At 64.9% G+C, this 24,215-nt stretch carries 22 protein-coding genes; 13 read left to right on the forward strand and 9 right to left on the reverse strand.

Translation table 11 applies throughout. From position 1 onward, the window contains the following. The first annotated feature begins 78 nt into the window (after positions 1-78). A complete protein-coding gene (locus AUR64_RS00110; protein ID WP_058579917.1) occupies positions 79-735 on the forward strand; it encodes an HAD family hydrolase in 657 nt (218 codons plus the stop codon). Between the two features lie 45 nt (positions 736-780). Here the strand turns inward: AUR64_RS00110 and AUR64_RS00115 are convergent, their stop codons facing one another. The 3 genes from AUR64_RS00115 to AUR64_RS00125 all read right to left on the reverse strand — a co-directional run bounded on the left by AUR64_RS00115 (position 781) and on the right by AUR64_RS00125 (position 5,410). Next, positions 781-3,117 carry a DEAD/DEAH box helicase gene (locus AUR64_RS00115; protein WP_058579918.1) on the reverse strand — a complete coding sequence of 779 codons (2,337 nt, stop codon included), beginning with the start codon at positions 3,115-3,117 and terminating at the stop codon, positions 781-783. A 115-nt stretch (positions 3,118-3,232) separates the two neighbouring features. Continuing rightward, positions 3,233-4,630, reverse strand: a complete 1,398-nt coding sequence (locus AUR64_RS00120; protein WP_058579919.1) for an MATE family efflux transporter — start codon at positions 4,628-4,630, stop codon at positions 3,233-3,235. Positions 4,631-4,738: 108 nt separating this feature from the next. Continuing rightward, positions 4,739-5,410, reverse strand: coding sequence for a helix-turn-helix domain-containing protein (locus AUR64_RS00125; RefSeq protein WP_058579920.1), 672 nt, complete (start codon positions 5,408-5,410; stop codon positions 4,739-4,741). A gap of 178 nt (positions 5,411-5,588) precedes the next feature. Here AUR64_RS00125 and AUR64_RS00130 point away from each other — a divergent pair, with 178 nt between their 5' ends. The 12 genes from AUR64_RS00130 (at position 5,589) to glmM (ending at position 18,417) form a co-directional block, all read left to right on the forward strand. Further along, on the forward strand, positions 5,589-5,972 hold the full coding sequence (locus tag AUR64_RS00130) for a hypothetical protein (protein WP_058579921.1): 384 nt from the start codon (positions 5,589-5,591) through the stop codon (positions 5,970-5,972). Then, on the forward strand, positions 5,969-7,507 hold the full coding sequence (locus tag AUR64_RS00135) for an alpha,alpha-trehalose-phosphate synthase (UDP-forming) (RefSeq protein WP_058579922.1): 1,539 nt from the start codon (positions 5,969-5,971) through the stop codon (positions 7,505-7,507). Before AUR64_RS00130 ends, AUR64_RS00135 begins: the two co-directional genes overlap by 4 nt. Then, positions 7,504-8,382 (forward strand): trehalose-phosphatase, encoded by an 879-nt coding sequence (gene otsB, locus AUR64_RS00140; RefSeq protein WP_058579923.1) that lies wholly within the window; start codon positions 7,504-7,506, stop codon positions 8,380-8,382. The genes AUR64_RS00135 and otsB overlap by 4 nt, the downstream gene beginning before the upstream one ends. Before the next feature lie 56 nt (positions 8,383-8,438). Next, complete coding sequence (gene lipA, locus AUR64_RS00145; RefSeq protein ID WP_058579924.1) at positions 8,439-9,374, forward strand: lipoyl synthase; 936 nt, start codon at positions 8,439-8,441, stop codon at positions 9,372-9,374. Between the two features lie 61 nt (positions 9,375-9,435). Continuing rightward, positions 9,436-9,621 carry a hypothetical protein gene (locus AUR64_RS00150; RefSeq protein WP_058579925.1) on the forward strand — a complete coding sequence of 62 codons (186 nt, stop codon included), beginning with the start codon at positions 9,436-9,438 and terminating at the stop codon, positions 9,619-9,621. A gap of 90 nt (positions 9,622-9,711) precedes the next feature. Beyond that, entirely contained in the window at positions 9,712-11,079 is a 1,368-nt protein-coding gene (locus AUR64_RS00155) for a M20/M25/M40 family metallo-hydrolase (protein WP_058579926.1), read from the forward strand. 355 nt (positions 11,080-11,434) lie between these two features. Then, on the forward strand, positions 11,435-12,538 hold the full coding sequence (gene pdhA / locus AUR64_RS00160) for a pyruvate dehydrogenase (acetyl-transferring) E1 component subunit alpha (RefSeq protein WP_082230497.1): 1,104 nt from the start codon (positions 11,435-11,437) through the stop codon (positions 12,536-12,538). Further along, positions 12,538-13,530 carry an alpha-ketoacid dehydrogenase subunit beta gene (locus AUR64_RS00165; protein ID WP_058579928.1) on the forward strand — a complete coding sequence of 331 codons (993 nt, stop codon included), beginning with the start codon at positions 12,538-12,540 and terminating at the stop codon, positions 13,528-13,530. The genes pdhA and AUR64_RS00165 overlap by 1 nt, the downstream gene beginning before the upstream one ends. Positions 13,531-13,533: 3 nt before the next feature. Further along, on the forward strand, positions 13,534-15,135 hold the full coding sequence (locus AUR64_RS00170; RefSeq protein WP_058579929.1) for a dihydrolipoamide acetyltransferase family protein: 1,602 nt from the start codon (positions 13,534-13,536) through the stop codon (positions 15,133-15,135). Positions 15,136-15,139: 4 nt separating this feature from the next. Beyond that, positions 15,140-16,567 (forward strand): dihydrolipoyl dehydrogenase, encoded by a 1,428-nt coding sequence (lpdA, locus tag AUR64_RS00175; RefSeq protein WP_058579930.1) that lies wholly within the window; start codon positions 15,140-15,142, stop codon positions 16,565-16,567. A gap of 80 nt (positions 16,568-16,647) precedes the next feature. Then, the gene (locus tag AUR64_RS00180; RefSeq protein WP_058579931.1) at positions 16,648-16,950 is read left to right on the forward strand and encodes a hypothetical protein; all 303 of its coding nucleotides are present in this window, start codon (positions 16,648-16,650) and stop codon (positions 16,948-16,950) included. A 102-nt stretch (positions 16,951-17,052) separates the two neighbouring features. Beyond that, on the forward strand, positions 17,053-18,417 hold the full coding sequence (gene glmM, locus AUR64_RS00185) for a phosphoglucosamine mutase (RefSeq protein ID WP_058579932.1): 1,365 nt from the start codon (positions 17,053-17,055) through the stop codon (positions 18,415-18,417). 19 nt (positions 18,418-18,436) lie between these two features. On the opposite strand, the gene AUR64_RS00190 is transcribed toward glmM, so the two are convergent. The 6 genes from AUR64_RS00190 to AUR64_RS00215 all read right to left on the reverse strand — a co-directional run bounded on the left by AUR64_RS00190 (position 18,437) and on the right by AUR64_RS00215 (position 24,186). Next, complete coding sequence (locus AUR64_RS00190; RefSeq protein WP_205628341.1) at positions 18,437-19,657, reverse strand: DUF7118 family protein; 1,221 nt, start codon at positions 19,655-19,657, stop codon at positions 18,437-18,439. Between the two features lie 4 nt (positions 19,658-19,661). Further along, positions 19,662-20,021 carry a phosphoribosyl-AMP cyclohydrolase gene (hisI, locus tag AUR64_RS00195; protein WP_058579933.1) on the reverse strand — a complete coding sequence of 120 codons (360 nt, stop codon included), beginning with the start codon at positions 20,019-20,021 and terminating at the stop codon, positions 19,662-19,664. A 49-nt stretch (positions 20,022-20,070) separates the two neighbouring features. Next, positions 20,071-21,072, reverse strand: coding sequence for an A24 family peptidase (locus tag AUR64_RS00200; RefSeq protein ID WP_058579934.1), 1,002 nt, complete (start codon positions 21,070-21,072; stop codon positions 20,071-20,073). Between the two features lie 203 nt (positions 21,073-21,275). Beyond that, positions 21,276-21,665: a ferredoxin Fer gene (fer, locus tag AUR64_RS00205; protein ID WP_058579935.1), complete on the reverse strand. Its 390-nt coding sequence runs from the start codon at positions 21,663-21,665 to the stop codon at positions 21,276-21,278. A 102-nt stretch (positions 21,666-21,767) separates the two neighbouring features. Next, entirely contained in the window at positions 21,768-22,907 is a 1,140-nt protein-coding gene (locus tag AUR64_RS00210; RefSeq protein WP_058579936.1) for an inorganic phosphate transporter, read from the reverse strand. A 76-nt stretch (positions 22,908-22,983) separates the two neighbouring features. Further along, on the reverse strand, positions 22,984-24,186 hold the full coding sequence (locus tag AUR64_RS00215; protein WP_155120394.1) for an inorganic phosphate transporter: 1,203 nt from the start codon (positions 24,184-24,186) through the stop codon (positions 22,984-22,986). Positions 24,187-24,215 lie beyond the last annotated feature (29 nt).

The following is a 24,215-nucleotide window of genomic DNA, read 5'->3' on the forward strand; positions in this document are numbered from 1 at the left end:
CAATGAAAACGAACGAGTAACCGCGGCTTAGCACGGTTCTCCCCGCAGAACTATCCGTTCGGCCCGTGAGTGAGCGGTATGGATGCGGTCCTATTCGACATGGATGGAGTCATCGTCGACTCCGAGGAGTTCTGGCACGAAATCGAGGACGAGATTATCTTCGCCGACGTCGTCGCCGGCACGCCACCGGCCCGCGACGAGATTACGGGGATGAACTACCGCGAGATTTACGACTACCTCGCCGCCGAGTACGAGGTCACCGTCGAAAAGGACGAGTTCATCGCCATCTATCAGGACGCCGCCGAGGAGATTTACACCGAGAACGTCTCCGTGATGCCGCAGTTCGACGCCCTCCTCGACACGCTTCGGGACCGCGGCGTGACCATCGCAATCGTCTCCTCCTCGCCGCAGTCGTGGATTGCGATGGTGCGAGAACGCTTCGGTCTCGACCCGCTCGATTTGGTACTGAGCGCCGAGGACATCGACGGCCCCGGCAAACCCGAACCCGCCGTCTACGAAGCCGCCGCCGAGAAACTGGGCCTCGACCCCGAAGACTGCGTCGTCGTCGAGGACTCGACGAACGGAACCCAGTCGGCGCACCGCGCCGGCACCTACGTCGTCGGCTACCGAACGGAGACGAACGCTGAAACGGACCTCTCGGCGGCGGATACGGTAGTCGAGGGACCGACCGAACTCAGAAAGGAGTTGCTCGCGCAGACCGAGTCGGCGCGCTGAAGAGACGAAGAGAAGCGAAAACCAGCGAGCAAAGAGAGAAGAAGGCTACTCGACGACGACGGTTCGGGAGTCGACGACCGGCGACAGCGGCAGTTCGGGAAACGCCGCTTCGATGCGGAACTCCAGTTCGTCCTGCGCGCCGAAAACGGCGACCGGAACGGTCGTCTGGTCCGAGAGGTAGGTCGTCTTCTGACTCATCTCGACGCCGTTGACCGTGACGCGAAGGCCCGTCCGCGCCGCGCCGCCGACGTTTTTCACCGTCACCTCGCGCATGTCGTTGTCTCCTTTAGCGATACTCTCGGGGAAGCTTCCCCACTCGATTTCGAGTCGTGGCAACGACTTCGCGCGCTGGACGACGCGTTCGGCGACGCCTTCCGAGAGACCGGCGCGAGTCAGTTCGGAGACGCCGGCGTCGACGACGTCCGCCGGCGACGCGAGACCGCCGGTCGCCAACTTGCTTGCGCGGGTCGGACCGATGCCGTCGACGGCAGTCAGCGCCGCCGCGTCACGACTGACGCCGTGTTCGACTCTCGCCTCGATGCGCCGGGCGAGGTTCGCCGCCCGCGGCCCCGAGAACTCGTCGAGGAACTCCCGAAGCGCCGCCAGCAGTCGCAGCGCGTTTTGGCGGATGACCCACGCGTCGCTTCTGAGGTCCGAGGGCGTCGACCCGGTCATCCCCGCGTGAAGAATGGCGAGCACTTTCCGATTGCCGTCTTCGAGAGTCGTGTCGACGCCCGAGAGTACCGAGTCGACGGCGTCCTGTTCGGCCTGCCGCGCCGACACGCTGTCGAACTCAGATGCGCCCGCGACGGCTTCGAGTACGTCGTCGACGGCGATTCGGTCGCGTTCGGCGAGGTCGGCGAAGCGCCGCGAGGTTTCGAGGCGGAGGTAGTATTTCGAGGCGAGGCGACCGAGCGTCGTCGGATTCACGGCGAGGCTCTCGTCGGTGGCGACGAACCCGCGGTCGACGAGTGTCTCCAGCGTGTCGCGGACGCGTTCGCGGAGGCCCTCGAAGTCGTAGTCGGCGGGTTTCGACCCCGCTCGGACGTAGTAGAACGTGGTTTCGAGCCACGACATCACGTCGTCCAAATCCGCAATGGTGCCCATTGCGATTTCGGCGTTGAGATGCGAGTCGAGGTCCGCAGAAAGCCGCGACTCTATCTCCTTGCCTTCCCGCAGCAGTCGGCGGTACTTGTCGGCCTCCGAGTGGTCGCAGACGACCCAGCCGTAGCCGACGTCGTCGTAGCCGGGACGGCCCGCGCGGCCGAGCATCTGGAGGACGTCGAGGGGGCTGATGTCCACGTCGCCCTCCAAGGGGTCGTGGTGTTTCGTGTCGCGGATAACGACGCAACGGGCGGGGAGGTTGACGCCCCACGCGAGCGTCGACGTCGAGAACAACAGCTGAATCTTCCCTTCTTTGAACCACTTCTCGACGCTGTTTCGGTCGTCTTTGGCGAGGCCGGCGTGGTGGAAGCCGACGCCGTCGAGCACCGCCTTCCGGAGGCTGTCGTTTTTCAGTTCTTTGGCATCAGTGTGGAAATCGTAGTCGCCGCGAGAGCCGATGGGGATGTCGCGCTGGCCGATTTCGTCGCGGGCTTTGCTGGCGGCCATCACAGCGTCCTGTCTGGAGGCGACGAAGACGAGCGACTGGCCCCCGTCGCGGATGTGCGGTTCCGCGAGGTCCAACGCCCGGTAGAGGCGGCGGTACTTGTCCTGAAACGGGTTGTCGCCGGGGCTGTACGTCTGGACGCTCGCGTGCAGGTCGACCGGGCGATAGTCGTCGCCGAACTCGAACGTCGTCTCGGGCACTGCGTCGAGCCACGCCGCCACGTCACCGACGTTCGGCATCGTCGCCGACAGTGCGACGACGCGCGGGTCGCAGATGCGCCGCAGACGTGAGATAGTCACCTCGAGGACGCCGCCACGGGATTCGGAGTCGAGCAGGTGGACCTCGTCGATAACGCAGCAATTCACGTCGGAGATGAACGAGTAGCGCGCGGAGTCGTGTTTCCGAGTGGCCGAGTCGGTTTTCTCGGGCGTCATCACGAGGATGTCGGCGCGTTCGGCGCGACGGGGGTTCAAATCGCGCTCGCCGGTGACGACGTACACCGAGTAGCCCATCGACTCGAAGCGGTCCCACTCGGCTTCCTTCTCGTTCGTCAGGGCTCGGAGGGGGGCGACGAACAGCGCCGTGCCGCCGTCGCGCAGACACTTGCAGATAGCGAGTTCCGCGAGGGCGGTCTTGCCGCTGGCGGTCGGTGCGCTGGCGACGAGGTTCTCTTCGCGTTCCATGATGGCGGGCAGCGCCTCCCGCTGCATCTGGTTGAACTCCTCGAAGCCGAAGGCGTCGGCGAACTCGGGCACCGCCTCGGCGACCTTCATTCGGCGCTCACCAACGGAGTCGGCGAGTGTCGCAGGTGTGTGGAAAGAGGCGACGAGCGGGTCATAGCCGGAATCCGGAACCGCGGCGACAAAGGCGTTTCCTTACTCCGAGCGGTCAGTCGCCGCCGGAGGCGACAGAAACGGCACGTTCGAACATCCCGTCGCTGGTCGTGTAGTAGTAGTACGCGCCGGCACCGACGGCGGCGGCGACGTTCGAGAGCGTCACCGCCCAGAAGACGGCCGAGACGCCGAAGTCGAACAGGTACACACCGACTGCGGCGATGGGGAGTCGAACGCCCCAGTACTGTGCGAGCGAGACGACGAGACTCGTCTTCGTCTTCCGCGCCCCGTTGAAGCCGCCGAGGAACAGATACGTCGCGCCGAGCGCCCAGTAACCGAGCGCGAGAATCTGGAGGTACTGTACCGTCCATCCGAGTGCCACCTCCGAGATGTCGGGGACGAAAAGCAGCGTCAGCGACTCGGGGACGAACCACTGGACGGCCCCGATGAGACCGAGAGCGACTGCAGCGATGGCGACGCCGGTCCACGTCGTCCGGTTGGCGCGTTCGGGGTTCTCCGCGCCGAGGTTCTGTCCGATGATGCTCTGAGAGGCCTGCTGGAGGCCGCCGGCCGGAATGAACGCGATGCTGGCGATGCGAGCGCCGACGGTGTACGCGACGAGGCCCGCCGCCCCGCCCGCGACGGCGACGATGCCGACGATGACGACCCGGACGGCGTCCTGTGCGATTCGCTGGCCGACGAGCGGACCGCCGACGTCTAGAATCTCACGGTACTCGGCGACGTCGAAGCCGACGTCCGCCGTCGAGAGCGAAAACGTGTCGCGGGGACCGACGGCGAGCGCGATAGCGAGCGTCATGCCGGCGGCGAACCCGGCCACCGTCGCCAGCGCCGCACCCTCGACGCCCATCTCGGGGAACACCCAGAGGCCGAGGATGAGAAACGGGTCGAGAACGAGGTTCGTCACGACGGTGACGAGCGTGACGTACAGCGCCGCACGGGAGTCACCCCACCCGGTGAACGCACCTTCGAGCGTGTCGCTGACGACGACAAAGGGCATTCCGAGGGCGTAGGTCGCCAGATAGATAGCCGCCATCTCGGCGAACGCGGGGTCGGCACCGACGAGACGGACGATTTCGGGTGCAGCGACGTACGTGAGCGCGCCGACGACGGCAGCGAAAGCGAGACCGAGCGTCACCCCGTGGAAGGCGATGCGTCTGGCACCCTCGGGGTCGTCGCCGCCGACGCGTTGGGAGACGATGACCTGCGTGCCGACGAACGGCGCGAGCGTGACGAGGATGACGACGAGGCTGATAATCGGGTAGTTCAGCCCGACAGCGGCGACGGCGTTCTCGCCGTAGCGGCCGAGCCAGAACACGTCGACCAGTTGCTGGACGACTTGTGTGAGGCTCTGGATGACGAGCGGTGCAGCGAGGACCACCAGCGCACGGGATATCGACCCCTCCGTGATGTCCTCTGTCGTGAGGTCGAACATCGTATTATCGTTCTCTCATTCCTCATGCATAATAAACCTCTGCCAGTCCGTGAGTAACCATCTCCCAATCAGGAAGAAAAGAGTGTTCGAAAATCAGATATTGCTCGGTCAGTAGTCGTCACCGAACGAGGCGTCACCGACACGGAGCGCACTCTCGACGAGCGTCTTGTGGCCGCGGCGGAGGCGTTCGGAGAGCGCCTGCTGGGAAACACCGAGTTCGGCGGCGAGTTCGCTCATCGTCACCTCGCGGGGAACGTCGAAGTAGCCGCTTTCGGCCGCCGTGACGAGCGCCGTGTACTGGTCTTCTGTGAGGCCGAACTCGCCGCGACCCGTCGATTGCTTCAGGTCGTAGATGTTCTTGATAGAAAACGTCAGCCCCTTGTCGGTACAGAACTCGTGAGTCGCAGAGAGCGCGTCACGGGTCGGAAAGAGAATGCGGAGATGCCACCGGTCGTCTTGGCCGTGCATCTCCATCACCGTCCCGCCCTCGTCGAGGAGGATATGCATGATGACGCGAATGTTCTCGACCCAGTTCATCCGATACAGGAGTTCGTCACCGAGGTCGTCGAGCAGTTCGGCGTCTTCGATGCTCGGGTCCGATTCGAGCGCCTCGGTTATCGTCTCCGTTTCGGCTCCCGACACGCGGACGTACGGCATCACGTGATCGGACTCGTGAGCGGCGAGGCGTACGACCTCGAACTCTGCCCCCGGAATAGAGACGAGTGCTTGACGAAGCGCGAACTCGTTGGCGGGGAGTTCGACCTCCGCGATAGTACTCATACACACAGGGTCGGTCCGGACCGAATTGAACTTACTGGCGCGGTCGCGTACGCAACGAATATCGCCCGACGGGACAGTCACGTCTTGTTATATTCACGATTGTTCGTAGCGGTCGAAAGGGCGCGTATATACAGGCACAATCAGCATCCCCCTCGTCGGTGTGTTATCTACTACCGTAATGGACGCACTCAGAGAGTTTATCGAAGGACGGGTGCCGAACGAGTGGGTACGTGTGCCGGGCAAGGAAGTCGCGTTCGAGCGAGAGGGAGTTCGTGTAGAGGCGAGACGGACGGCCAATCCACGTCAGTTCGGGCAAACGTGGGAGATTCGATGCCGACGGTCCGCCGGGGAAGCAGTAAGGGAGCAGACCGTTCGGTACGTCTCCTCCAGAGAGGCAGCGGTCGAAGGACTTTACGACTGTATTCGACGAGTAGAGAACGGAGAGCGTCTCGCCGAACCAGACGTCGCCAACGGGTCCCTTCCGACGGTGGGGTACACCGCCGACACGGCCGCAGAAGTGACTGCCGCGGAGGCCTCCTCACAGGTGGAACCGAGCGGATGAGTTCCGATACCAACGAGTCGGCGGCGGACACCGACACGCCCGTCTCGGCGTTCGAGTCCTCGCTCGTTTTAGTCTCGAACCGTCAACCGTACAGCCACCGCTACGAGGACGACGAAATCGTCGTCGACCGGCCGGTCGGCGGTCTCACCGCCGGCCTCGACCCGGTGATGCAGCAGGTCGACGGCACGTGGATAGCGTGGGGCGACGGTGACGCCGACGCCGAGGTGACCGACGACAACGACTGCGTCCGCGTTCCGCCGGAGGACCCGAGTTACACGCTCCGTCGGGTGTGGCTGTCCGACGAGGCCGTCGACGAGTACTACTACGGCTACAGCAACCAAGTGCTGTGGCCGCTGTGTCACGACTTGGTCGGCAAGACGAACTTCGAGGACCGATTCTGGTCGCGCTATCAGGAAGTGAACGAGCAGTTCGCCGACGCCGTCGTCGAACAGGCCGACGAGGAGTCGGTCGTCTGGTTCCAAGATTACCATCTCGCGCTCGCACCCTCGCACGCGCGCGAGGCGCTGCCGGAGACGACGCTGTTCCAGTTCTGGCATATCCCGTGGCCGACGTGGGACACGTTCCGCGTCTGTCCGCACCGCGAGGAACTGCTCGGCGGACTGCTCGCAAACGACCTTATCGGCTTTCACACCGAGCGGTACGTCGAGAACTTCCTCGCCTGCGTCGACGCCTGTTTCGAGGCGGCGACGGTCGACACCGACAGCGGCGAAGTCGAGTACGACGGCGAGACGACGCTCGTCCGGGCGTTTCCCCTCGGCGTCGACGCCGAGCGCATCGGCGAGTTGGCCGGCGAACGTGAGGAGACGTTCTGGCCGGAGTTCAAACGCGAGTACAGTATCCCGGACGACTCACGGGTCGCCGTCGGCGTCGACAGACTCGACTACACCAAAGGCATCCCCGAGCGTCTCGACGCGCTCGAAGAACTGTTCGAGACGCGACCGGAGTGGCGCGAACGACTGACGTACGTCCAGAAATCGACCGAAAGCCGCTCCGATATCTCCGAGTACCAACGGCTTCAGTCGGCCGTCGACGAACGTATCGAGCGCCTCAACGAGCGGTTCGCCACGGAGTCGTGGCGGCCGGTCGTCCGCATCGAAGAACACCTGACGAACCCGGAACTGTACGGCCTGTACGCCCACAGCGACCTCGCGCTGGTCACGCCGGTCCGCGACGGAATGAACCTCGTCGCCAAGGAGTACGTCGCCGCCCAAGCCGACGACGATACCAAAGACGGCGTACTCGTGTTGAGTCGGATGACCGGTGCCCACGGCGAACTCGGCGACACCGCAGTGACCATCGAACCGTACGACGCCCCGGAACTCGCCGGCCAGATAGAGGAGGCGCTGACGATGCCGGACCACGAGCGGAAACGCCGAATGGACGCACTCAGAGCGTCGGTGCTGGAGAACGACCTCGACACGTGGCTGGCGTCGCTGCTCGGCACCGTCCAAGGACTTCGACGGATGAGTACGCAAGACACCGACGACCGAAACCAACGGGAGACGAAATCGTGAGCGACCAACACGACCCGAACGAGTCGGGCGACTCGGGCGACGAAGCACGCTTTCAGCCCCGAGACGGCGTCACAGAGACGATAGCCGTCCTCCAGACGCGGTTACCCGACCACCACGGGTTGCTTCTCTGTCTGGACTTCGACGGGACGCTCGCACCCATCGTCGACGACCCGGAAGCCGCCGAGATAACGCCGACGAACGCGGAGTTAGTCGACCGACTCCGCGACGCTCCCGGTATCGAACTCGCCGTCGTCAGCGGCCGCGGCCTCGCGGACGTCCGCGGACGCGTCGACGTCGACGACGTCACTTACGCCGGTAACTACGGCATCGAGACGGACTACGGCGACGGCGACATCGAAGTCCACCCGGACGCCGCAGCAGCGGAATCGGTCGTCGAGCGGGTCCGGACGAGACTCGAAGACGAACTCGAAGACGAGGATGGCGTCGCCGTCGAAGACAAACGCTGGACGACGACGGTCCACTTCCGGCGCGCGCCCGACCGGGCCGAGGCCGTGACCGACCGTGTGGAAGCCGTCGTCGCCGAACACGGCGACGACCAGTTGACGACGGCATCAGGGAGAGCCATCGTCGAGATAAAGCCGGACGTGGAGACGAACAAAGGGGCGGTCGTCTCGGGGTTCGCGGCCGAAGCAGACGGCTACCTCCCGATGTACGTCGGCGACGACGTGGGCGACCGGTCGGCGTTCGAGGCCATCGACGCCGCGGGCGGCGTGAGCGTCTACGTCGGCGACGAGGACATCGGGGCAACGGCGACCGTCGCAAGTCCCGACGAAGTGGCGGCGCTGTTGCGGTGGATAGCCGACGACGGCGTCGACTACGTCGGCGGAAACGGAGCAGTCGACGAGACGCACTGAGGTCGCGCCACCCCGAGTATCATCACGTTTTTGCACGCCCACCCGTAGGGATACGTATGGCTTACAGGCGGAAACCGGACTGGCTGAAGATGCGGCCGCCGTCCGGTCGCCGGTTCACCGAAATCAAGCAGACCCTCCGTGACCGTGACTTGCACACGGTCTGTGAGGAGGCGAACTGCCCCAACCTCGGCGACTGTTGGAGCGGGCGCGACGGACCGGGGACGGCGACGTTCATGCTGATGGGCGACCGCTGCTCGCGTGGCTGTAACTTCTGCGACGTCCAAACCGGAGGCATGGAGTCGCTCGACCCCGAGGAACCCGCGAACGTCGCCGAGGCCGTCGCCGAAATCGGCCTCGACTACGTCGTGCTTACCTCCGTGGACCGCGACGACCTGCCGGACCAAGGCGCGAGTCACTTCGCACAGACGATTCGGGAGATAAAACAGCGCGACCCCGAGGTGCTCGTCGAAGTGCTGATTCCGGACTTTCAGGGTGAACCCGAACAGGTCAGAAAGATAATCGACGCCGAACCGGACGTTATCGCCCACAACATCGAGACGGTCGAACGCCTCCAGTGGCCCGTCAGAGACCGCCGCGCGAACTACGAGCAGTCGCTGTCCGTGCTCGAACAGGTCGAGCGAGAGTCGGATATCTACACGAAGACGAGTCTGATGCTCGGTCTCGGCGAGTACCACCACGAGATTTACCAGACGCTATCTGACCTCCGCGAGGCCGACGTCGACATCGTCACCTTCGGGCAGTATCTCCAGCCGTCGCGTTCGCATCTCGACGTCTTCGACTACGTCCACCCCGACGCCTTCGAGACGTGGCGACGCGTCGCCGAAGACGAGTTCGACTTCCTCTACTGCGCCTCCGGGCCGATGGTCCGCTCGTCGTACAAGGCGGGCGAGTTGTTCGTCGACGCCCTCCTGCGCGACGGCAAGAGCGTCGAACAGGCGAGAGCGGAAGCGCGCGCCGCGGCCGGAAACTGAAACGGGCCCCGCCATCTCCTCTCCGGAAACACTCATATCCCCCGCGAGCGATGCGCTAGGTATGGCAAGCACCCTCCTCCGTATCGCCTTCGTGTTGCTCCTGTTGTTCGTCGCGTTGAGCGTGCTGGGCTTTCTCGTCGGCCTCGTCACGACCATCGTCGACACCGTCGTAACGCTTCTCGTCCTCGGAGCGCTGCTCTACGGCTGTTACTGGCTGTTCTGGGGTCGCAGCGGGTCGAGCATCTGAGCGCGCCGAGGACAGAAGAGCGAACCCAAAAGCGGACCGAATCGCCGCCGCGTGAGCGTTTATCACACCCCGACGTGAGCGTAGCGCACGATGTCGAACCACCCCGGCGAGTACGTCGGTGACGGCGACCCAGTCGTCGACGCCAGCCTCTCGGACCGCCCGGCCGAACTTCTCCAAGAACTGATTCGTTTCGACACGACGAACCCGCCCGGAGCGGAACGTTCGTGTATCGAGTGGGCCGCCGACCTTCTCGCAGATGCCGGTATCGACTCGGAACTCTACGCTCAAAATCCGGACCGACCGAGCCTCGTCGCGCGCATCCCCGGCGGCGATTCTCCCGCACTGATGCTGTACGGCCACGTCGACGTGGTACCGACGAGCGACCAAGACTGGACGCACCCGCCGTTTTCAGGCGTCGAAGAGGACGGCTACGTGTGGGGCCGTGGCGCACTCGACATGAAGTCGGGCGTCGCGATGTTCGTCGCCGCGTTCCTCCGCGCCACACAGGAAGAAATCGACCTCGCGGGTGACCTCGTACTCTGTCTGCTCGCCGACGAGGAGGCCGGCGGCGACGAAGGGGCGGCGTTTCTCGTCGAAGAACATCCCGAGTTGTTCGAGGATGTGGAATACGCCCTCGGCGAGTTCGGGGGTTATCCGATGGAGTTGGCGGGCGTCCGCCTCTATCCCGTGCAAGTCAACGAGAAGCAGGTCTGTTGGGTCCGCGTGAGCGCGACCGGACAGGCGGGCCACGCCTCGCGGCCGAGTCGCGGCGACGCGGTGGGCCGCATCGGCGAAGCGCTCGTGACACTCGACCGAGAGCGACTCCCCTACCATCTCACGCCGCCGGTCGAGGAGATGCTCGACCGGATGGCCGACGAGGTCGACGAGGAAGCGGCCGCGGTGTTGCGAGGGCTGAAAGACCCCGACACCGTCGACGACTCCTTGGCGGCGCTCGGCGACGAAGCCGGGACGTTCGAGGCGCTGTTGCACAACACCGCGAACGCGACGATTCTCCGCGGCGGCGACAAGATAAACGTCGTCCCGGCGAGCGCCGAGTTCACCGTCGACAGCCGCCTCCTGCCGGGACAGACCGACGAAGACGTAGCGACCGAACTCCGCGATCTGCTGGGTGATGGCGTGAGTGTCGACGTCGAACGCTTCGAACTCGGCCCCGAAGAGACCGATTTAGGGATGTTTCCACTCTTGGACGACGTGCTCCGCGACGCCGACGAGGCGGCGGTTCCAGTCCCGTACGTTCTCCCGGCGGCGACCGACGGTCGCATCTTCGCACGAATCGGCATCCAGAGCTACGGCTTCACGCCGATGAACCTTCCCTCCGACTTCGACTTTCAGTCGTTCGTCCACGCCGCCGACGAGCGGATTCCGGTCGAAGCCGTCGAGTTCGGTACCGACGCCGTCTACGACGTCGTTCGTCGATACGAGGGAGCAGTCGAGTGAGCGGACGGTAAACGAGACGACGTTCGCCCCTCTCCGAGCGGGAGTTACGGCCAAAAACTAGACAACTGTTTACGCCCGTCAGACACCGTGAGACGCCCACACACGGCAGTCTCTCTCGTTGCATCCCGCAGATGGGTAGCAATCCTTCCCATTTGTCCATTATACTCCGGAATGTGGAGAGATAATCACGCGAAGCGGCTGGAAGCTCCGGAAGATATGTCTAATCAGAAATTTTACCGCGGCCTCGTGGACAGATTCGACGTGGGCGGCAGAATTTCTGACTATAGTAAATTATTTACGAAAACCCTATAACTCGGGCGGGAGACTGTTCGACCATGTGCAGGTGGGTTCTCCCGTGAGCACGCTACAGCGTGACCCCGACGAGATGGTCCGGGTACTGGACGAAGACGGTTCCGTCGTCGGTGAGGTTCCCGACCTCGACGACGAGGAGTTCGTCGAGATATACCGGCAGATGCGGTTGGCACGGCATTTCGACCAGCGCGCGGTGAGCCTCCAACGACAGGGGCGGATGGGGACGTACCCGCCGCTCTCGGGGCAAGAAGGCGCGCAAATCGGCAGTTCGTTCGCGCTCGCCGAGGACGATTGGATGTTCCCGAGCTACCGCGAACACGGCGCGGCGGTCGTTCGCGGCCTCCCGCTGAAGCAGACGTTGCTGTACTGGATGGGCCACGAGGCCGGCAACGAGATGGAAGAGGGCGTCAACATCTTCCCCGTCGCCGTCCCCATCGCCAGCCAGATTCCGCACGCGACGGGCGCGGCGTGGGCCTCGAAACTCAAGGGTGAAAACAAGGCGTTCATCTGTTACTTCGGCGACGGTGCGACCTCGGAAGGCGACTTCCACGAGGGCGTCAACTTCGCCGGCGTCTTCGACACGCCGAACATCTTCTTCTGTAACAACAACCAGTGGGCGATTTCGGTGCCCCGCGAACGCCAGACCGCGAGCGAGACCATCGCCCAGAAGGCCGTCGCCTACGGTATCGACGGCGTACAGGTCGACGGCATGGACCCGTTGGCGGTGTACAAAGTGACGAACGCGGCCATCGAGAAGGCGAAGAACCCCGACGAGGGCCAACTTCGCCCGACGCTCATCGAGGCGGTGCAGTACCGCTTCGGCGCGCACACGACGGCCGACGACCCGACGGTGTACCGCGACGACGACGAAGTCGAGCAGTGGAAAGCCAAAGACCCCATTCCGCGACTGGAGGCGTTCCTCCGCGAGACGGGCCGACTCGACGACGAGTCCGTAGACGCCATCCGCGAGGAGGTCGAGGCTCAGGTAGCAGACGCTATCGAGGCCGCCGAGTCGGTCGAACGACCGGAACCGAGCGAGATGTTCGAACACGTCTACGCCGAGATGCCCGACGACCTCCGCGAGCAGATGGCCGAATTCGAATCGATTCGTGAACAGTACGGCGACGAAGCCTTCCTCGAAGACTGATGGCACAAGCAACACAATCGCAGAATCTCACACTCGTGCAGGCGGTACGGGACGGTCTCTACACCGAAATGCAAGCGGACGACGACGTCGTCGTCATGGGCGAAGACGTCGGCAAGAACGGCGGCGTCTTCCGCGCCACCGAAGGACTCTGGGACGAGTTCGGCGACGACCGCGTCATCGACACGCCGTTGGCCGAATCCGGAATTATCGGTACGGCAGTCGGCATGGCCGCCTACGGCCTGAAGCCGGTCCCCGAAATCCAGTTTTCGGGCTTTATGTACCCCGGGTTCGACCAAATCGTGAGCCACATGTCTCGGCTCCGGACCCGTTCGCGCGGCCGCTACACGCTTCCGATGGTGCTTCGCGCGCCGTACGGCGGCGGCATCCGCGCACCCGAACACCACTCCGAATCGAAGGAAGCGTTCTACGCGCACGAAGCGGGCCTGAAGGTCGTCATGCCGTCGACGCCGTACGACACCAAAGGACTGCTCATCTCCGCGATTCGCGATCCTGATCCCGTGATCTTCCTCGAACCGAAGCTCATCTACCGCGCATTCCGCGGTGAAGTCCCCGAAGACGACTACACCGTGCCTATCGGTGAAGCGGCAGTCCGCCGCGAAGGGACTGATGTGTCGGTGTTCACCTACGGTGCGATGACTCGCGCGACGATGGAAGCCGCGGAGAATCTGGAGGGTGAAGTCGACGTGGAAGTCGTCGACCTCCGAACCGTCTCGCCGTTGGACCGCGAAGCCATCGTCGAGTCGTTCAAGAAGACCGGTCGCGCCGTCGTCGTCCACGAGGCACCCAAGTCGGGTGGCCTCGGCGGCGAAATCACCTCCATCATTCAGGAGGAGGCGCTGTTGTACCAGGAAGCGCCGGTCGAACGCGTCACCGGCTACGACGTGCCGTACCCGCTGTACGCGCTGGAGGACTACTACCTCCCGAACGCCGCGCGCGTCGAAGAAGGTATCCGCAACGCGGTGGAGTTCTAATCGATGGGAGTCAAGGAGTTCAAACTACCCGACGTGGGCGAGGGCGTCGCCGAAGGCGAACTCGTCTCGTGGCTCGTCGAAGCCGGCGACACCGTCTCCGAGGACCAAGCAGTCGCCGAGGTGGAGACGGACAAGGCGCTCGTCGAAGTGCCGTCGCCGTACAACGGCACGGTGAAGGAACTGCTCGCCGAGGAGGGCGAAGTCGTCCCCGTCGGAAACGTTATCATCACCTTCGAGGTCGAGGGTGAAGGCGACGACGTGTCGGCAGAACCCGAACCGGAGTCGGAAGCGGAAGCAGAGAGCGAAGAAGCTGAAACAGCTGTCGCCGGCGAATCCGCCGAGAAAGGAGCCGACCAGCAGGCCGAGACGCCGAAAGGTCGTGTCTTCGCCGCGCCGAGCGCCCGACGCCTCGCGCGCGAACTTGACGTGGATATCAACGCCGTCGACGGCAGCGGCCCCGGTGGCCGCGTCACCGATGCCGACGTTCAGGCGGCCGCCAACGGCCGGATGGACAGCGGCGTCGAAGACAGTGAGGAAGAAAGCGACGACGGGCCGCGCGACGTCTCGACCGGTGGCAAGAAGTCCGCCGTAAGTCGCCGCGACGACGGCCAGTCGACGAACGGGGCGGCGGCGAGTTCGAGTGCCGAGGCCGCCGGCCGCGACCGGACGCTCGCCGCACCCGCGACGCGCCGGATGGCCGAAGAAGAAGGCGTCAACATCGACGACGTGCCGACCGACGAGACGCGCGACGGGCAGGCGTTCGTCACGCCCGAGGCGATTACGCAGTACGCACAGGCTCAGCGCGAGGCGCGCGAAGCCGAAGTGCAGGCCGACGCCGAGGCGGCGGAAGCCGGCAGTGCCGAGGCCGCCGAAGTAACCGAAGAAGGCGTCGCCGAGCGCATCCCGTACCGAGGCATTCGGCGCACTATCGGCCAGCAGATGGAGAAGTCGCTGTACACCGCCCCGCACGTCACCCACCACGATACGACCGTCGTGGACGAACTCGTCGACGTGCGCGCGGAGTACAAGGAACTCGCCGCCGAACGCGACGTGAAACTCACGTATATGCCGTTCGTGATGAAAGCCATCGTCGCGGCGTTGCGCGAGCACCCGATTCTGAACTCGACGCTCGACGAGTCCGACCCCGACGACGCGGCGATTCTCGTCAGAGACGACTACAACATCGGCATCGCGGTGGCGACCGACGCCGGTCTGATGGTGCCCGTCGTCAAGAACGTCGACGAGAAGTCCATCCTGCAACTCTCCCGCGAGGTCAACGACCTCGCCTCGCGCGCCCGCGACCGGAAGGTCACCCGCGAGGAGATGCAGGGCGGCACGTTCACCATCACGAACTTCGGGGCCATCGGCGGCGAGTACGCCACGCCGATTATCAACTACCCCGAGACGGCGATCTTGGGACTCGGTGGCATCGAAAAACGGCCGACGGTCGAAGAAAGCGAGGACGGCGACGAAGTCGTCGCAGCGAGTACGCTCCCGCTGTCGCTGTCTATCGACCACCGCGTCATCGACGGCGCGGACGCCGCAGCGTTCACGAACACGGTGATGGAGAACCTCCGTAACCCCAAACTCCTGCTACTCGAATAATATAATGGTCGTCGGAGATATCTCAACCGGAACGGACGTACTGGTCATCGGCGGCGGACCGGGCGGCTACGTCGCCGCCATCCGCGCCGCACAACGCGGACTCGACACGACGCTCGTCGAGAAGGACAACTACGGTGGCGTCTGTCTCAACCGCGGCTGTATCCCCTCGAAAGCGCTCATCACCGGCGCGGACCTCGCCCACGAGGCGGGCAACGCCGAGGAGATGGGCATCCACGCCGACCCCGCCGTCGACATGGCGCAGATGGTCGACTGGAAAGACGGCATCGTCGACCAACTGACCGGCGGCGTCGAGAAACTCTGCAAAGCCAACGGCGTCAACCTCGTCAAAGGGACGGCGACGTTCAAAGACGAGAACAGCGTCCGCGTCGCCCACGGCGGCGAGGGCCAAGGCTCGGAGTCCATCGAGTTCGACTCCTGTATCGTCGCCACCGGCAGTCGAACCATCCAGATTCCGAACTTCGACTACGCCGACGACCCCGTTCTCGGCTCGAAAGAGGCACTGGACATGGACTCGATTCCGGAGCGTCTCGTCGTCGTCGGCGCGGGCTACATCGGGATGGAACTCTCGACGGTGTACGCCAAACTCGGCACCGAGGTAACGGTCGTCGAGATGCTCGACGACGTGCTTCCGGCGTACGAAGACGACATCTCGAAGGTCGTCAAGCGCCGCGCGAAAGACCTCGGCATCGAGTTCAACTTCGGCGAAGGTGCCTCGGAGTGGCGCGAGTCCAGCGACGGCGGCATCACCGTCGTCACCGAAACCGAAGACGGCGAGGAGTCGACCTACCCCGCCGACAAGGTGCTCGTCGCCGTCGGGCGCTCGCCCGTCACCGACACGCTGGGTCTCGACGCCATCGGCCTCGAACCCAACGAGGGCGGATTCTTGGAGACCGACGACTACGCGCGCACCGACATCGACCACATCTACGCCGTCGGCGACGTGGCCGGCGAACCGATGCTCGCGCACAAAGCGTTCAAAGAAGGCATCGTCGCCGCCGAAGTCATCGCCGGCGAACCCGCGGCGCTCGACTATCAGGCCGTCCCAGCCGCCGTGTTCACCGACCCCGAGATTGCGACGGTCGGCATGACGAAAGACGAGGCCGAAGAGGCTGGCTTCACACCGGTCGTCGGCCAGATGCCGTTCAACGCCAGCGGGCGTGCGATGACGACGGGCCACACCGAGGGCTTCTGTCGCATCGTCGCCGACGAGGATTCAGGATTTATTCTCGGCGGCCAAATCGTCGGCCCCGAGGCGTCGGAACTCATCGCCGAACTCGCACTCGCCGTCGAGATGGGCGCGACGCTCGAAGACGTCGCCGCGACCATCCACACCCACCCGACGCTCGCGGAGGTAATTCAGGAGGCCGCCGAGAACGCCGAAGACCAAGCGATTCACACGCTGAATCGCTGAGTCACTGAATCGCTGACGCTGGGCTGCTGAACCGCTGAAACGACACACAGTTTTTTCATGGGTCGGTGCGCGTATCGCGCATGGGCCTGTTTGGTTCCCCCTCCGAAGCGGACGAAGACGTGAGCGGCCAGTTTCGGCCGGTCGACGAAGAAGAAAACGAGACAGACGAGCGTCAGCCCCAGTGGTGGGTGTCGGCGCGTCCCCGCGACGACCAGTTCAACGGCACACTCAAGCGCGTCGTCGACGAGGACGCGGGCGTCGTCATCTACGCGTACACCAACGGCAACGCCGGCGGTGTCACCTCGGTTCCCCTGTCGCAGACGGAACTGGACGTCGGTAGCAACTCGAGCGACTCCGACGACGCCGACCACTCCAGCAACTGACTACGCTAACTCGTAGCACGACCCGTCGGAACGCCCGGCAACGGGAGATTTCGTGAGTCGTCTCCGGAACGGCTTTCTTTCTGCCCGCAAGAGCAACCGCCAATGAAGTTGTTCGGGTCGAGTGGAACGCGCGGGGTGGCGAACGAACAGCTAACCCCCGAGTTCGTCCTCCGGGTGGCGAAAGCCGCCGGAACGGTGTGGAACGTCGACCGTGCCGCCGTCGCCCGCGACACCCGGACGACCGGCGAGTTGTTCGCAAACGCCGCTGCCAGCGGACTGGCGAGCGTCGGTGTCGACGTCGACCGCCTCGGCGTCACGCCGACCCCTGCGGTGACGCGCTACTGCGAAGTCGAAGAGATTCCGGGAATCGTCATCACCGCCTCGCACAATCCGCCGGAGTACAACGGCGTCAAGCTGGTCGGCCCCGACGGCGTCGAACTCGTCGTCGAACGCCTCGAACGCATCGAAGACCACATTCTCGCCGAGGAGTTCGACACCGTCGCGTGGGACGAAGTCGGCGAGACGCGGCGCGTCGAGTCGGCGAACCGCGATTACGTCGAAGAGATGCTCGCCACCGTCGACCGCGAGAAAATCGCCGCCGGCGATATCAAAGTCGCCCTCGACCCCGGCCACGGCGCGGGCGCGCTCACCAGTCCCGGGTTCTACCGCGAACTCGGCTGTGAGGTCGTCACCGTCAACGGCCAACCCGACGGCCACTTCCCCGGCCGAAACCCCGAACCCGTCGAGAAGAACCTCCGCGACCTCGGCAAACTGGTCCGTGCGGCCGACGCCGACGTCGGCATCGCTCACGACGGCGACGCCGACCGAGCCATCTTCTTCGACGAACACGGCGAGTACATCGAAGGCGACGCCTCGTTGGCGGCGCTGTCGGCGGCCGGCCTCTCCGAAGGCGACACCACCGTCGCCGCAGTAAACGTCTCCCAGCGACTCGTCGACGTCTGCAACGACGTCGGGGCGACGCTCGAACTGACGCCAATCGGCAGCACGAACCTCATCACCCGAATTCGGGAACTGTGGGCCGAAGGCGAGACCGTCCCGGTCGCCGGCGAGGGCAACGGCGGGGTGTTCTTCCCCGACTACCGGCTGGTCCGCGACGGCGCGTTCATCGGTGCGAAGTTCCTCGAACTCGTCGCCGAACGGCCGCCGAGCGAAATCGTCGCCCCCTACACCGACTACTACAACGTCCGCGTCAACCTCACGTACGACTCGGAGGCCGAACTGACCGCGATGCTCGCCGCCGCCGAGAAGTACGCCGAGAGCGCCGACGCCGAACCGAACACCATCGACGGCCACCGCCTCGACTACGGCGACGCGTGGGTGCTCGTCCGACCTTCGGGAACGGAGCCGAAGGTGAGAATCTACGCGGAGGCCCGCGAAGAAGCCCGTGCCGAGGAGCTGGCCGAGAACGTCCGAGCGGCGCTGACCGCGGCGCTTCCGGACCCGTAACGCGATTTTTTCTCGCCGGTCACGTCGAGGCGTCGAGCGCAGTCGCCGACTCGTAGCCGTACTCGTCTACCACGTCACGCAGACGGTCACGAGAGTCCCCGAGCGCCTCCAGCGACTCCGCCACCTCGCCACGTTGCAGGCGTTTTCGTTCAGTGTCGGTGAGCGACTCTCTCGCCTCGGCGGCGGTTCGGAGTCGGTCGTACTCCGTATCTTCGGCTAGATACCGGAGTTCCCGACAGCGGGCGACGACGTCGTCGGGGGCGAACCGCGAGACAAGCGAGACGAGTTCTGACACGCGAAACCGGAGTTCCTCGGCCGACGGCGGCGGCCACGACACTCGGAGCGGTCCGCCGTCGAGACGGCGCAGGTACGTCCGGTTCACCGCGACGCGGGCTTTCAGTTCGCTCGGGTCGGCGACGAAGTGCGAGAGTTTCGAGTTCGAGTAGTCGGCGTACTCCAACAGCTCCGGAATCGAGTCGTCGCCCACCTCGGCCGACTGGACGTACTCGCGGAGGTCCGTCGGCGGCGCATCGTAGTCGACCAGTGGATAGCCGGCGGCCGTCGAAAGAAACGAGAGCACGTCGCGGGCGCTCGTCTCGCGTTTGTACGTCTCGAACGCCTCCGCCACTGCGTCGTTGTAGGCCCGAATCGGCTCCCGGATTCGGGCGACGGGCGCATCGAGGTCCGCCTCGCCGAGTCGTTGTAGTCGATTGAGTTCGGCGAGTCGTTCCTCGACGGTCGAGAGACATCGCTCAGCGTCTCTCGTGGCGGTCCGGTGTCGCTCCCGCGCGGCGTCTCGTTTCTCGACCAGCGCAGCCACGTCGGCGGCCGGTTCCAGTGCGTCGCGGGCAGCGTGAAAGTGTTTCTCGCTCAGACGACGGCGGTCGAGTACGTCGTTGGCCGCCTCGAACGCGTCGGCGGCGGGGGCGTCGTCGTCGACCCCCTCGACGAGTTCGAGGAACTTCTGTTCAAATTCGACGAACGCGCCGAAATCACCCGTGCCGGTGGCACGGTCCTCGTACCGGTCGAGGAGCGCCGTCGCGCGGTCGTACGCGTCGGCGACGGATGTGACAGCAGTTGTGCCTCGGTCGGCGATGGCCGTCTCGGCGTCGCGGCGGGCCTCGTACGCCGTTCGAAGTTCGTCGGCGGCGGCGTCTGCACACGAGACGAGCGACGAGTCGGATTCGGGGGCACCGGTTCCGCCGTGTTCGTCACTCGTCGAATGGTCCGCGTCGGTCATGGGTTCAGTAGACGTCGTCGGGGTCGAAGACACGTTCGCCGACCTGCTCGCCCTCGACGGTCCGGTAGAAACAGGAGCGGTGGCCCGTGTGACATGCGCCGCCGGACTGGTCGACGAGATACAGCAGCGTATCGGCGTCGCAGTCGACGCGAACCTCTCTCACGTCTTGGGTGTGCCCGCTCGTCGCGCCTTTCTCCCAGAGTTCGTCGCGGCTTCGAGAGTAGTAGTGTGCGCGACCCGTCTCGCGGGTCCGTTCGAGCGCCTCGGGCGAGACGTACGCCAGCATCAACACCTCGCCGGAGTCTGCGTCCTGGGCGACGGCGGGAACGAGGCCATCGTCGCCGAACTCCACGTCGACAGTCATAGATGGACAGTTGCGGGTGTGGCCGATATGTCTTGTGCGTTTTCGACGCTCACACCAACCCGACCGCACCGAGAACCCCGAACAGTACGTCGCCGTAGGTCAGCGCGACGAGCAGGCCGACAAACATCGGGACGATGAAGGGGAGGCCGGGCATCATCCACACCTCCTCGCGGGTCGACACGAGGTCGAGGCCGTTTCGGAGTTTCTCGGGCGTCGTCCCGTACGCGCTCCACTCCAGCGAATTCAAGAACTTCTCGGCGGCCCACGGGTCCTCGTAGTCGGTGGAGTTCTGTTCGGGTCGCTCTCGAACGACAGCGCCACCGTCGGCGACGGTGGGGCTATCGGATGGAGCGTCGTCGACCGAGCCGTCGCCGACGGGGTACGTCTCGGTGACGCTCTCGGGGTCGCGGTGGGCGTCGGGGTCGGCACGGAGCGCCGACAGCGTCGTGCCGCGCCAGCGCAGGTACATCCGAAGCGCGTCGAGGTCGAGTCCATTGCGGGTGTAGCCGTCGGGCGTCTCGAACAGACTGCCGTGGCGAGTCGACAGCGAGTCGACCGAGACGGGTCGTCCGAGGAACATCACCGGCGAGAACTGCCGAGTGACGAGATTTCGGAGACCGAGTACGAGCGGGTACGCGACGGCGACGAGAACGGCGTTCGTCAGAATCGTGAACGAGAACACGCCGAGCGTCGTCTCGACGAACGGGAGTTCGACGCCGGAGACGAGATACGAGGGAAACGTCGGGAAGATGAGCGCGAGCACGATGAGCGCCTTCGCGTCCGCCGCGCCGAACCCGCCGATGTACCAGAACGCGTAGCCGATGGGCGCGACGAAGAACACGCTGATGCCGACCTGCAGGAGAAACAGCGAGTCGAGCGGGCCGAACGGGTACGTCGCCCAGAGGTCCCACCCCAACAAGACGATGCCGAGCGCTGCCAGCGGCGGCCACATGCGGTTGGGGAGGCGGCGCGTCTTCACGTCGCGCCACGCGGCCCACAGGAAGACGGGGACGACGAGCAAGCGCAGTAAATCCGGCATCGTACCGAGCATGATTCGCCCGTTGTAGGTCGGTAAAATAGGTGTTGTGGTCGCGCCACGACAGTTCGGAAAACAGGACGGTTCGGGAAACGTCGAACGGCGGAGCTACTGGACGGTAACTGCGCTGCTCTGCGGGTCAGTCGTCGAAAAATTGGGGTGTTTGTGTCCGTACGAGTCGCGTCGGCGGCGTCCAGCGGTTTGCTGGCGTGCCGAACTTAGATGACGCGGTTCTGCAGGTAGTCGAGGTGCTTGGCGTTGTACACGATCTGCACCTCGTCCGCAGCGGGCGAACCGATGCAGGTGAGACGGACAGCCTTCTCGTCGACTTCTTCGTCGGAGAGAATCTGCTGCATGTCCATCTCGATTTCGCCTTCCTTGAGGATGGCGGCACAGTTCGCACACGCGCCTGCACGGCAGGAGAACGGCCAGTCGTAACCCTGCGCCTCGGCGGCTTCGAGGATGTATTCGCCCTCGTTGACGTCGAGTGAACCGTAGTCCTCCTCGTCGAGGCCGGCGTCTGCGGCGTTGTCGAAGAGGTCGTCGTCGTCGAGGTCCCAACCCTGGTCGTCCAGTACTTCGTAGTTAAGGTATTCTACCGTGGGCATCACCCATTGGTTCGGCACCCATACCATTAGACTTTGCTGTTCAGCCCTGGAGTCGTGTGGTGATTCCGAGGACGAAAACGGACGCACGGAACCGAACACCACCTACAACGGCACGAACGTGAAGAGCAGGAACGACGCTACCGCCGACAGCGAGGGGGTGAGAATCCAAAAGAAGATGACACGACCGGTCGTCCCGGGGTTGAACAGGTCGTTGGCGGTGAGTTCGTCGCTCTCGTCGCCGACGCGGGGGACTTCCTCCTGGCGTTCGGCCGCCAGCGCGTTCACCGAGACGTTCGGTCCCTCGCCGCGGACCGCCTGTCCGAGCGTCACCGTCCGCGTGGCGCGGCCCCACCCGAGGCCGACGATGCTCATCGTCGCGCTCACCGCGAGACTCGCGGGGATGCCCAGCGCCGACAGCACGGCGATGAGCGTCGCGCTGACGACTTCGACGATGAGCGCCGCCAGAATAGGGAGGTCGGTGAGGTCGTTGCCGACGGTGTCGAGCGTCCGCCGTGCGATGGTGAACGCGCCGAGTGCGATAGCGCCGCCCGCCAACAGCACCCCTTGGTCGATGGGAACCGCCCCGTTGCCGACCAGTGGGGCGACGGCGTTGGCGGCGTTGGACGCGCCCGCCGAAAACGCCATGTAGCACGCGATAGCGACGACGAGTATCGCCCCGCCGAACTCGCGCATCGTCGTCCCCGGGCCGAGTTTCGGTAGCGGCGTGTACTCGACGAGGGGACCGTCGCTGCTGTCGATGACGAACCGGGCGTCGAGATACGGGTAGACGTAGCGGCCGATGACCGCACAGACCCAGAAGGCGAGAATCGGTGCGACAATCCACCACGAGACGATTTCGAGCATCTTCGGCTGGTTCAGCGTGTCCGTCGCCAGTCCGAGGCCGGCGATAGCGCCGACGGCCGTCATCGACGTTGAGGCGGGCACCCCGAAGGTGTTCGAGACCAACAGCGCAAGCCCGACGAACAGCAGAACGGCGACGCTAGCGGCGAGAGTAAACTGACTCTGGGGGACGATTTCGCCGCCCATCGTTTCGACGACTTCCCGGCCCACAGTCCACCCGCCGAGCAGTGCGAACACCGCCATCAGCGAGGCGGCGACGAGTTTGTTCACCACACCGCTGCCGACGGCGGGGCCGAACGCGACGCCGGTTGAGGAGCCACCGATGTTGAATCCGACGAAGATGGCGACCAGAATGCCGACGGCGAGGAGAACTTCTACCACGGGGTAGAATTACTCTCGAAAGACGGTTAAGCCGTCCGCATTCGGACCGGCGCTGTCGGCTGTTTCGGAGGAACGTTCAGAAGAACGGCGCGAACCGGAACACCGTGTAGGCGGCGACGGTGGCCAGCGCCGGGACGAGATTCTGGAGGAGGACGATTCGGGCCGTCGTCGCCGGTCGGTACAGTTCGGCCGTCGCGGCCGTCTCGTTCGGCGCGAGCGGCGGTTCCTCGGCCACCTCGTCGGCGGTTCCGAACCCGGTCGACGCCGACTGTGTGGACGCCGCCGACTGCGTAGATGCCTCCGAGGATGCCGTCGCCGCGGGCGCGCCGACGCTTTCTGTGGGTGTGCCGGGAAGCGTCGACCCTTCCGCGCGGGTCGCCCGCCCCCACCCGAGACCGACGATGCTCATCGTGGCGATGACGACGAAACTCGCCGGGATACCGAGTATCGAGAGAACGGTGACGAGACTCGCACTCACCGTGGCGACGACGAGCGCCGCCGCCAGCGGGAGGTCGGTGAGGTCGTTGCCGACGGTGTCGAGCGTCCGCCGCGCGATGGTGAGTGCCCCCAAGCCGATAGCGCCCGCCGCGAGCAGAATTCCTTGGTTCATCGTCACCGACCCGTTGCCGACCAGCGGGGCGACGGCGTTGGCGACGTTGGATGCGCCCGCCGAAAACGCCATGTAGCACGCGATGCCGACGACGAGCGCCGTTCCGCCGAGTTCACGCATCGTCGTGTTCGGGCCGAGTTGTGGGCGAGGAGTGAACTCCAACAGCGGCCCGTCAGACTGTCTGACTGCGATTCGGCCGGCGATTTCGTCGTACGCGTAGCGACCGACGACGGCGCTCACCCAGAAGCCGACGATGGGTGCGACGAACCACCACGAGACGATTTCGAGGACGACGCCCGTGTTCAACCGGTTCGAGGCGAGGCCGAATCCGGCGATAGCGCCGACGGCCGTCATCGACGTGGAGGCCGGTACCCCGAAGACGTTCGAGACGAACAGCGCGAAGCCGATGAAAAACAGCATGGCGATACTCACCGAGAGCGTGAACGGGTCGCCCGTGACGAGGTCGCTGCCGAGAGTGTCGACGACGCGGCGGCCGACGGTCCACCCGCCGATGAGCGCGAACACCGCCATCAGGCCGCCGGCGGCGAGTTTCGACACCGCACCGCTGCCGACCGCCGGACCGAATGCGACACCGGTGTTCGACCCGCCGATGTTGAACCCGACGAAGACGGCGACGATAATACCGAGCACGAAGAGGAGAGACGACACTATCCGTGGTTGGCGCGAGAGTCACATAA

The sequence above is a fragment of the Haloprofundus marisrubri genome (assembly GCF_001469955.1).
Lineage (GTDB): Archaea > Halobacteriota > Halobacteria > Halobacteriales > Haloferacaceae > Haloprofundus > Haloprofundus marisrubri.

Coding starts and splice junctions, on each gene's coding strand:
- AUR64_RS00110 (WP_058579917.1), top strand. CDS start 79: ATGGATGCGGTCCTATTCGACATGGATGGAGTCATCGTCGACTCCGAG.
- AUR64_RS00115 (WP_058579918.1), bottom strand. CDS start 3,117: ATGAAGGTCGCCGAGGCGGTGCCCGAGTTCGCCGACGCCTTCGGCTTC.
- AUR64_RS00120 (WP_058579919.1), bottom strand. CDS start 4,630: ATGTTCGACCTCACGACAGAGGACATCACGGAGGGGTCGATATCCCGT.
- AUR64_RS00125 (WP_058579920.1), bottom strand. CDS start 5,410: ATGAGTACTATCGCGGAGGTCGAACTCCCCGCCAACGAGTTCGCGCTT.
- AUR64_RS00130 (WP_058579921.1), top strand. CDS start 5,589: ATGGACGCACTCAGAGAGTTTATCGAAGGACGGGTGCCGAACGAGTGG.
- AUR64_RS00135 (WP_058579922.1), top strand. CDS start 5,969: ATGAGTTCCGATACCAACGAGTCGGCGGCGGACACCGACACGCCCGTC.
- lipA (WP_058579924.1), top strand. CDS start 8,439: ATGGCTTACAGGCGGAAACCGGACTGGCTGAAGATGCGGCCGCCGTCC.
- AUR64_RS00150 (WP_058579925.1), top strand. CDS start 9,436: ATGGCAAGCACCCTCCTCCGTATCGCCTTCGTGTTGCTCCTGTTGTTC.
- AUR64_RS00155 (WP_058579926.1), top strand. CDS start 9,712: ATGTCGAACCACCCCGGCGAGTACGTCGGTGACGGCGACCCAGTCGTC.
- AUR64_RS00165 (WP_058579928.1), top strand. CDS start 12,538: ATGGCACAAGCAACACAATCGCAGAATCTCACACTCGTGCAGGCGGTA.
- AUR64_RS00170 (WP_058579929.1), top strand. CDS start 13,534: ATGGGAGTCAAGGAGTTCAAACTACCCGACGTGGGCGAGGGCGTCGCC.
- lpdA (WP_058579930.1), top strand. CDS start 15,140: ATGGTCGTCGGAGATATCTCAACCGGAACGGACGTACTGGTCATCGGC.
- AUR64_RS00180 (WP_058579931.1), top strand. CDS start 16,648: ATGGGCCTGTTTGGTTCCCCCTCCGAAGCGGACGAAGACGTGAGCGGC.
- glmM (WP_058579932.1), top strand. CDS start 17,053: ATGAAGTTGTTCGGGTCGAGTGGAACGCGCGGGGTGGCGAACGAACAG.
- AUR64_RS00190 (WP_205628341.1), bottom strand. CDS start 19,657: ATGACCGACGCGGACCATTCGACGAGTGACGAACACGGCGGAACCGGT.
- hisI (WP_058579933.1), bottom strand. CDS start 20,021: ATGACTGTCGACGTGGAGTTCGGCGACGATGGCCTCGTTCCCGCCGTC.
- AUR64_RS00200 (WP_058579934.1), bottom strand. CDS start 21,072: ATGCTCGGTACGATGCCGGATTTACTGCGCTTGCTCGTCGTCCCCGTC.
- fer (WP_058579935.1), bottom strand. CDS start 21,665: ATGCCCACGGTAGAATACCTTAACTACGAAGTACTGGACGACCAGGGT.